The following is an 8,161-nucleotide window of genomic DNA, read 5'->3' as shown; positions in this document are numbered from 1 at the left end:
CTGTGGCAATAGTGTCGCGCATCTGCTGTGCTTTGTTCAGAGGTTCCTTAGAATCGTCGACCGCCATGATGAAAGCCGGTGGAACGGATGTCGCGTTATTCAGTGGAGCCTGCGCCAAGCCGCCCTGTCCTTGCGCAGCAATCAGGCCATAGACGAAGTAGCCGCCAACCGCAGCCAGAACGATCGCGGAAGCGACAGCGGTTCGAAAAATGCGACGGGACATGCCGGCAGCCTCAGAGCTTGAAAATGGTGTCGATAGATGCCGATGACGAGGCATCCGTCGCGGCATCGTTGGCAAATGTGGTGATTTGGTACACCGGCGTCACGGGGTCGAGTGGCTCACCCATCGCAAGCGATCCTCCGCCGATGATGCACGAGTCGATGCGCCGTACATTGACTGCCTCATTCACCGTTGTTGCCTTGCTTCGACCCCAAGCGACCGGGTCAAAAGCGGCATCACAGTTCTGCTGAATATCGGTATCGACTAAAGGGGCGCCTGTTGGCGCATCCGTACGATTGGCGATGGCCTCAATGGCACGCTCGCTCCGACGCGTCACTCCTTCAGCATGTTGGAAGGCAATATTGGTCGCCAAGTAATTGGATGCCATTTTTTCCTGCATCCCTGCCACTTGCATCCCGGCAATTCCAATCAACGCCAACAGGATTAGCATGATAAGTGCAACGTAGAGCACCGCGCCACGAGGGCGAGCGGGCATGGGACGCAGGCGAGCGTAAGCATTCATGAGTTAGTTCCCGAACAGTCGATTACGCAAGGCGATCGTGGACTCGTACGTCATTCTGTACCGCCCGTCAGCTTGGGCAGGCGGCGCAAAAGACACTCCCAATGCACTTGGATAGCGCACCGCACTCGCCGGTCTCTCTGCCGTGGCAGGTGAGGGACTACGGGCAAGAATGCCGACCTGGACCTGCCCCACTCGCCGCCACTGCCCAGCCGCTGCAGCATCTGTACCAATGGAAACATCACTTGCGATCGCTTGTGTGTTGATGTTCCCCAATGGTGGGGAGGTAGTGGACATGCTGGTGGTCTGATCAAGACCGAACAGCAGTTGCATGTTCTCGATACCTTCAACCAGTTCCTCGGACGTTCCGTAATCGTCAACGCCGTTTGAGCGCGCCCGCATCAGCGCCGGCTCGCCCGTTGTTGCCGAGGTCCCGACGTAATACACCAGCGATTCCGCTCGGTAGATCAACGCTTGGCCGGTTGGCCTTGCCGAGTAGTTTGATAAATTGGTTCCGTTGGCAGTGATCTTGCCGCTGGCGTAGGCACCCTTGAACACAGTTGCATGGGCACAATCAGCGATTCCAAATACAGTCGGAGCCGCCTGGCCACCTTCGGTCAAACGCAGGCCGCTAGTGGCGTTGAAGCTGACTACGCTGTTACTGCCCGACGTCAGCGCAGTGATCGGCACACTCTCTGGAGCCAAGTAGCGTAAAACCAGGATGTCGCTGCCGCCGCGCGGGTTGAGCTTGGAAATCGATGCTGGAAGATTTGTTGGTACCGCCCAGGTGGCCCCGATAGTCAGAACGCCGAGTGGCTTTGTATTAGGCGCTTCGTAGCCTTGCACGCTAACGCTGAAATCCAATGGATGACCCGAACCGCTTGCGGCGCCGGTGGTGACGACCGGGTCCCCCTCACCACGCACGAAATGTGCTTGGTCATTGACGCAGCCAAAATGCCCTGCCATGCGTATGTCGCGCTGCAGGAACTCCAAGGCAAACCGCCCGTTCTCCTGCGCGCGCGCACTCCCTTCCGCAAGCATTGATGCCGTACGGGATGCCGAGAAGACCTGGATCACACCCAGCATCAATACCAAGCCGATCACCATGGCGATCATCATCTCGATCAAGCTGATGCCGGCAATCGCACGCTTGGATGGAGAGCTACGAGTCATAGCTGAGACACCAGGGTGAACGTTGTGAGCGCATCCGGGTTGCTTGCATCCCAGCGCTGATCCCCCCAACTGATGCCCACGGTGACCTGCCCGTTGGCATTAAGCACGGTCGCACTGGCGCCCTCTCCTAATGCCTGTACCACCTGACACTTCCAGCGTGCGACGTTGGTTGCGATCGTGAGATTGGTCCCAAGCGGACGGCTGCAGCTGGCAGCAGTGACCGTGTTCGCGGAAAAGGTGGCGTCGGTATACCAGGACGATTGGAAGCGATTGCTGCGCATCTGATCCAGCAAGTCGTAAGCCAGGTTGGTGGCCTGAGTGCGATAATTGGCGCTCTGCACGAACCGTATGTTGGCGGTCTGCAACAGCGCAAACCCGAGCAAACCAAACGCAAGAACGATGATGGCGATCAGCACTTCCAGCAGGCTGAAGCCATCGGAACGAGAGCGCGATACAAAGGACCGGGGGAGCGTCACTGGCAAGTGCCTTTCTGGGAGGTGATCTGACCGGCGCCATTGACGACCAACGTGCGACGCAATGGCTGCCCATCACACATGGTTGGCTGCAGCGTGATCTGCTGATTGCTGGAAGCAAGCCTGCGCCCCCTTCCATCGAATGAAATCGCGGTGCCGGACGGACCAGAATTGCTCAGCGACGGGTCTATCGAAACGAAACGCAGGACGGTGTCTCCACCCTTGAAAGCGCCGTCTCCGTCGGTATCCGCCCAAGCCAACATCCCACTCCCCCAATTGTTGTCGCAAGCGGTTCCCGATGCGCTACCGCAAACCCCACCACCTCGGCGATTGCGTATCGCCTCACTGCGGGCGAGAGACAGCAGCCCGAGGGTCTCATTGGCGCTACTCGCTACGCGATTGGAGCGGATTACTCCACGAAAGCTTGGAAGCGCGATCGTAAGCAAAATCGCCAATACGGCGATCGCAATCATCAATTCCACAAGTGTGAAGCCGGTAGATCGGCGAAAAGACATTGGACGCTCCCCAGCGTGACCTAGCCAAGATGCTTCGACCGCCCCCTCAGGAACAAGCACCGGGGGGACGAACGGTCGTTTTAGGGTTGCCGACGTGAGCGTCGAGACTTACCGAGCCTACAACTTGTGCCCAGCCCGGCCTTTCCCTTCCACCCGAATTGGGATCTAAATCCAGCAGGCGTTAAGTCACCACCCGATAACAAGGCCGGTAGTCCCCCGAGATCTTCATACGGCGCTGTTCGACGAAGCCGCGCAACAGCTCGTCCAGGGCCTGCATGATGTCCGGGTCGCCGTGGATCTCGAAGGGGCCGAATTCCTCGATGCGGCGCATGCCATCTTCCTTGACGTTGCCGGCGACGATGCCGGAGAAGGCCCGGCGCAGGTCGGCGGCCAGCGCGGGCGCTGGGCGGCCGTGGTGCAGGTCGAGGGCGGCCATGGCCTCGTGGCTGGGTTCGAACGGCTGCTGGTACTCGAGCGGGATGTGGACGGACCAGTTGAAGTAGTACGAGTCCTTCTGTTCCTTGCGGTGCGCGCGCACGTCGTGGATGCCTTCGGCCATGCGACGCGCCACGGCGACCGGGTCGCCGACGATGATCTCGTAGCGGGAAGCGACCGCTTCGCCCAGGGTGAGCCGGATGAAGCGATCGATCTGCTCGAAATACGGCGCGGCGATGGTCGGGCCGGTCAGGATCAGCGGGAACGGCAGGTCGGCGTTTTCTTCGCGCAACAGGATGCCGAGCAGGTAGAGGATTTCCTCGGCCGTGCCGACGCCACCCGGAAACACCAGGATGCCGTGGCCAATGCGGACGAAGGCTTCCAGGCGCTTCTCGATGTCCGGCATGATTACCAGGTGGTTGACGATCGGATTCGGCGACTCTGCGGCGATGATGCCCGGCTCGGTCACGCCGATGTAGCGCGTGTGATGCTTGCGCTGCTTGGCGTGCGCAATGGTGGCGCCCTTCATCGGCCCCTTCATCGCGCCCGGGCCGCAGCCGGTGCAGATGTCCAGGCCACGCAGGCCCAGCTCGTAGCCCACCTGTTTGGTGTAGAGGTACTCGTCGCGCGAGATGGAATGGCCACCCCAGCACACGACCAGGTTCGGGTCCGACGGCTGCAGGATGCGCGCATTGCGCAGCTGCCCGAACACTGCGTTGGTGATGCCTTCGCTGGTATCCAGATCCCCGCGCTGGGCTTCCAGCTCGATCGCCATGTAGGCCAGGTCGCGCACCACGGCGAACAGCAACTCGGCCACACCCCGGATGATCTCGCCATCGACGAAGGCCATTGCCGGTGCGTTGCTCAGATCGATGCGGATACCACGATCCTGCTGGTTCACCTGGATATCGAAATCCGGATACAGGTCGCGCGCGGCGCGCGGGTCGTCCGACGCGCTGCCGCTGGTCAGCACGGCCAGCGCACACCGGCGCAACAGCTCGTGCATGCCGCCGCTGGAGGCATCGCGCAGACGCGCCACTTCCGCCTTGGACAGCACGTCCAGGCCACCACGCGGATAGATCCGCGCATCCACCACCGGCAGCGCCCGTGCTGCCGTACTGCTGAGTTCCATAGCTTGCTCCTGTCGTATCTCAGAACTTTAGCGTACTCACCCGCACAAAAGAAAACGGCCGGGTTTGCCCCGGCCGTTTTTTGCCTACTTCACGAGTCGCATTAGAACTTGTACTTCAGCGTCACCTGCATAGACCAACGCGACACGCCGGTGTTGCCCTTGTCGTTGTTGTTCTCCTGCACCGTTGGTTCGTCGGTGGCGCCGGTGAAGTTGTAGATGTACTTACCGGTCGCAGGATCGATACCTGCATAGCTCGCCACTCGGGCGGTGGAATTGAAGCCGTAATCTTCGATGCGACCCCACTTCTTGTTGAGCAGGTTGCCGACATTCATGATATCCAGCGCCAACTCGGTCTTGTGCCCCTCGAACAGACCGGGCAGCTCCTGACTGACGTGCAGATCGAAGCTGTTCACCCACTTGGTACGGAATTCGTTTGCGGGGGCAATCTGTCCCTTGTACGCAGCCAACTCGGGATTTTTTGCGAGCCAATCGAAGAAGCTCTGCTCCATTGCTGCTCCACCCACCCATTGGACGTCACCAGGTCCATTCGGAACGTAGAACAGGTCATTAAAGTAACCGGCGCCGGAAGTAGAAGCTGCGTCGCCATTCAAGTCGTTGTAATAAATGTAGCTAAACGGACGACCTGAACGACCTTCGTAGAACAAACCCACGCTGGTGTTGTACTTACCGAAGAACGCCTTCTTCCAGTTAATCGAGCCAGTGATGCGGTCCTTGATCGCATAACGCGAATCGTAGGCAACATTTTCATTGGCAGTGCCGATCAGCGTGCTGCCCCAGTTCGAGGTGTTCTGCGAACTGGTCAGAGGACTGACTTCAGTGGACTCTGTGTAGGTGTAGGCCAGCGACCAACCCCAGGTTTCCGTAAGCGGCTTGTTCAACCCAACCGTGAACTGGGTACCTTCGCCCTTGTCGGTGTTGCGCATGAGCATCACGTCACCCATGTCGCTTGGACGATTGGCCTTGCCGCTTACGACTTGACCACCACCAAGGTTTTGACCGTTCTGTACGGAAGTATTGGCACCAGTAGAAGGCCGATAACCCGCCGCATTCCAGTACAACTCACGACCATCCTGGCCAATCCGGGTCGCCGCAACACCAGCCTGGTTGTACAGGTCCAGACGCTCAAAGTAGATCGCGTTATTGACCTTGGTGTACAGAACCTCAGCCGAAGCGACGATGCCATACCAGGGCAGCTCATGGTCGAAGGCGAGATTGGTCTTCCACACCGACGGCAGCTTGAGGTCAGGCGCCGCAATGTCTACGTTCTGGCGAGCACCTGCACCGGTCGACGGGATGTACGGAGGATTGGTATTCGGCGTAAAGATGCCAACTGGATTGTTCACCGTGTATTCGGTGTAGTTCAGACCGGTGTTCTGGTATACACCGGCCAGCCAGACATTTGGGGCGGCGCCACCGAACAGGCCCAGGCCGCCGCGCAGCTGGGTCGGACGGTCGCTGTCGAATGTGTAGTTGAAGCCGAAGCGCGGCTGCACTAGCTTGTCATCAGGCAACTGGGTGTTGTCGTATCCATACAGCGACATGATGCGCGGGTTGTATAGACGCTGATCGCTAAAATCGGGCATGTCGACGCGCACGCCGCCCTGCACGGTCAAATTGTTATTAACCGCCCAGCTGTCCTGGATGAACAGGCCAGTATTCTTAAGCGTGTACGCGGCTGGAATGTCGTCGTAACTGCCACCGGGACGCGGCGCACGCACAATGTACTGATTAACACGGCCTGCTGCGAAGTCATCAAGGTTATTGAACAAATATGCGCCATTGAGGTTGCGGCCATAATAGTTCAGCAAGTCATTGTCCGAATAGTCGAAACCGAACTTGACGGTGTGGTCACCCACATACCAAGTCGCAGCACCGAAAGCGCTCAACTCCTTGCTCTCGACTGCGTTTACGTGAGAATTCTGTTCGGTACCGAAATACAACGAATTGTTGGCAATCCCGCCGAAGCCGCGGACCTGAATTTGCGGTAAAGTCGAGTTCGGCTCGCGGATCGCAGAGTATTCCTTATGCGAAAGCTTGAATTCGGTGGAGAAGTTCTCGGACCAGTCGCTAAACAGCTCGCCCATCCAGGATTCATAGGTCTTCGGCTGCTGATACCAGAAGGTACTCAACGAGACAGCGCTATTGGTGATCTGCGGGAAGCGGACAACGTTCTGCTCAAGCTTGTTGTAGCGCACAGCGGCGCGATGATTGTCGCTGATGTTCCAGTCGATCTTCAGCGCATATTCTTCGACTTCGGTCTTATTGGCAGGCTGGCTCAGCGAACCCGCGTCGAAGCCATAGCCGGTTGCGATCTGCTGCGCACGAGCGATGTCGGCATCGGTGATGCTGCCTCTGCCATACGGAGAATCAGTCAGGCTGATACCCGGCGCCGAACGCTCCATCTTTTCGTAGTTGGCAAAGAAGAACAGCTTGTCCTTGACGATCGGCCCACCCAAGGTCATGCCATAGGTCTTTTCATCATCGAAGCCATTGAAACGAACGCCTTCCAACTCCTTGCGGACCATATCCTTGTCGCGATACGCGTAATACACGGTGCCGCCAAAGTTATTGGTACCCGACTTGGTTACTGCATTGATTACTGCGCCGGTACCGCCAGAAATGGTGGTGTCGTAATTGGCGACATCGATATTGATTTCCTGGATGGCATCCATCGACACCGGCTGACGCTCGGTCGGCAGGTTATTGGACTCCAAACCAAACGGATCGCCTGCACCAATACCGTCGATACGAATAGCGTTGTAGCGCGTATTTTGACCGCCCACCGAAATTGCGCCGTCGGCTTTGCTGACTTGCGAAATACGCGGATCGAGACGGATGTAATCTTGGATATTGCGATTGACCGACGGCAGCGATTCGATGGTCTCGCGAGACACGTTCGTGCCGGTACCCATCTTGTAAGCGCTAAACAGGTCCGAGCCACCGGCGGCAGCCATGACTTGGACGGCCTCAAGATTAGTGGTCGCGATGTCACCCGTCAGATCCGCGTTTACCGTATTGACCTGATTGAGGTTCAGGTACACGCCCTCTTCCGTCTTCGTCCCTTCACCCGACTTGGTGATAGTGATCGTGTACGGCCCGCCCACACGCAGGCCGCGCGCGTTGTAGCGTCCGCTGGCATCGGTGGTGGCGCGGCTGACCGTGCCGGATTCGACGTGGGTGATCGTCACTTCGGCATTCGGCACCGGCTGACCGGCACTGCTGGTGACCAAGCCAGCGACGCCGGCAGAGGTGCTCTGAGCGAACACAGGGGCGGCAGCGAGTGCGGCAACAAGGCCAAGCGTCAGCTTGGACATGCGGAGACAGCGGGGGTGGGTCATTTCGGTAGCCTCGATACAGGTTGGGCAGTGACAAAAAGGCGCAGTCAGCCCAACCGTTCCCGGGGGTGGGCTGCCGATGATCTGGGGTCCCTTGCCGCGCGGCTGGTTGCTGCCGCAACGGTTAACAACAGATTAACACGCTAAGGCCTGATTGTGACGGCGACGTGACAAAGTTCGCGCAGTGCAACATGAACTTCGCATGTGAAGGTGTAAACGCTAGCTTGCGCAAAGTCGCGTTGCGTTTGCGACCGGCATCGCGCTATCGAAGCCGCTTTAGCGGGAACCGGGGTCTTTTGGCCGGAAAGCCCGATGGCGGCTGTTGGGAGCCACCTCC

At 58.6% G+C, this 8,161-nt stretch carries 7 protein-coding genes; all 7 read right to left on the bottom strand.

The genetic code is table 11. From position 1 onward, the window contains the following. Positions 1 to 223: hypothetical protein (locus tag XaplCFBP3123_RS12080; RefSeq protein WP_216361731.1), on the bottom strand; the 223-nt coding region annotated here is incomplete at its 3' end. A 10-nt stretch (positions 224 to 233) separates the two neighbouring features. Beyond that, a complete protein-coding gene (locus tag XaplCFBP3123_RS12075; protein WP_104534229.1) occupies positions 234 to 743 on the bottom strand; it encodes a pilus assembly PilX family protein in 510 nt (169 codons plus the stop codon). Positions 744 to 746: 3 nt separating this feature from the next. After that, positions 747 to 1,913 (bottom strand): PilW family protein, encoded by a 1,167-nt coding sequence (locus XaplCFBP3123_RS12070; protein ID WP_104534228.1) that lies wholly within the window; start codon positions 1,911 to 1,913, stop codon positions 747 to 749. Further along, complete coding sequence (pilV, locus tag XaplCFBP3123_RS12065) at positions 1,910 to 2,389, bottom strand: type IV pilus modification protein PilV (protein ID WP_104534227.1); 480 nt, start codon at positions 2,387 to 2,389, stop codon at positions 1,910 to 1,912. The genes XaplCFBP3123_RS12070 and pilV overlap by 4 nt, the downstream gene beginning before the upstream one ends. Beyond that, positions 2,386 to 2,901: a GspH/FimT family pseudopilin gene (locus tag XaplCFBP3123_RS12060; RefSeq protein WP_104534226.1), complete on the bottom strand. Its 516-nt coding sequence runs from the start codon at positions 2,899 to 2,901 to the stop codon at positions 2,386 to 2,388. The genes pilV and XaplCFBP3123_RS12060 overlap by 4 nt, the downstream gene beginning before the upstream one ends. Before the next feature lie 181 nt (positions 2,902 to 3,082). Next, a complete protein-coding gene (gene ppnN, locus XaplCFBP3123_RS12055) occupies positions 3,083 to 4,468 on the bottom strand; it encodes a nucleotide 5'-monophosphate nucleosidase PpnN (protein WP_016901083.1) in 1,386 nt (461 codons plus the stop codon). A 101-nt stretch (positions 4,469 to 4,569) separates the two neighbouring features. Then, on the bottom strand, positions 4,570 to 7,827 hold the full coding sequence (locus XaplCFBP3123_RS12050) for a TonB-dependent receptor (RefSeq protein ID WP_104534225.1): 3,258 nt from the start codon (positions 7,825 to 7,827) through the stop codon (positions 4,570 to 4,572). Positions 7,828 to 8,161 lie beyond the last annotated feature (334 nt).

Origin of the sequence: Xanthomonas arboricola pv. populi (assembly GCF_002939945.1) — a bacterium.
In the GTDB taxonomy this organism is placed as follows: domain Bacteria; phylum Pseudomonadota; class Gammaproteobacteria; order Xanthomonadales; family Xanthomonadaceae; genus Xanthomonas; species Xanthomonas arboricola_A.
The sequence above is the reverse complement of the archived record's forward strand: the minus strand, read 5'-3'. Positions and strand labels throughout refer to the sequence as shown.

Bases quoted from the DNA above. Each gene is read 5' to 3' on its own strand.
- XaplCFBP3123_RS12060 (WP_104534226.1), bottom strand. From the start codon at position 2,901: ATGTCTTTTCGCCGATCTACCGGCTTCACACTTGTGGAATTGATGATT.
- XaplCFBP3123_RS12075 (WP_104534229.1), bottom strand. From the start codon at position 743: ATGAATGCTTACGCTCGCCTGCGTCCCATGCCCGCTCGCCCTCGTGGC.
- XaplCFBP3123_RS12050 (WP_104534225.1), bottom strand. From the start codon at position 7,827: ATGACCCACCCCCGCTGTCTCCGCATGTCCAAGCTGACGCTTGGCCTT.
- ppnN (WP_016901083.1), bottom strand. From the start codon at position 4,468: ATGGAACTCAGCAGTACGGCAGCACGGGCGCTGCCGGTGGTGGATGCG.
- XaplCFBP3123_RS12070 (WP_104534228.1), bottom strand. From the start codon at position 1,913: ATGACTCGTAGCTCTCCATCCAAGCGTGCGATTGCCGGCATCAGCTTG.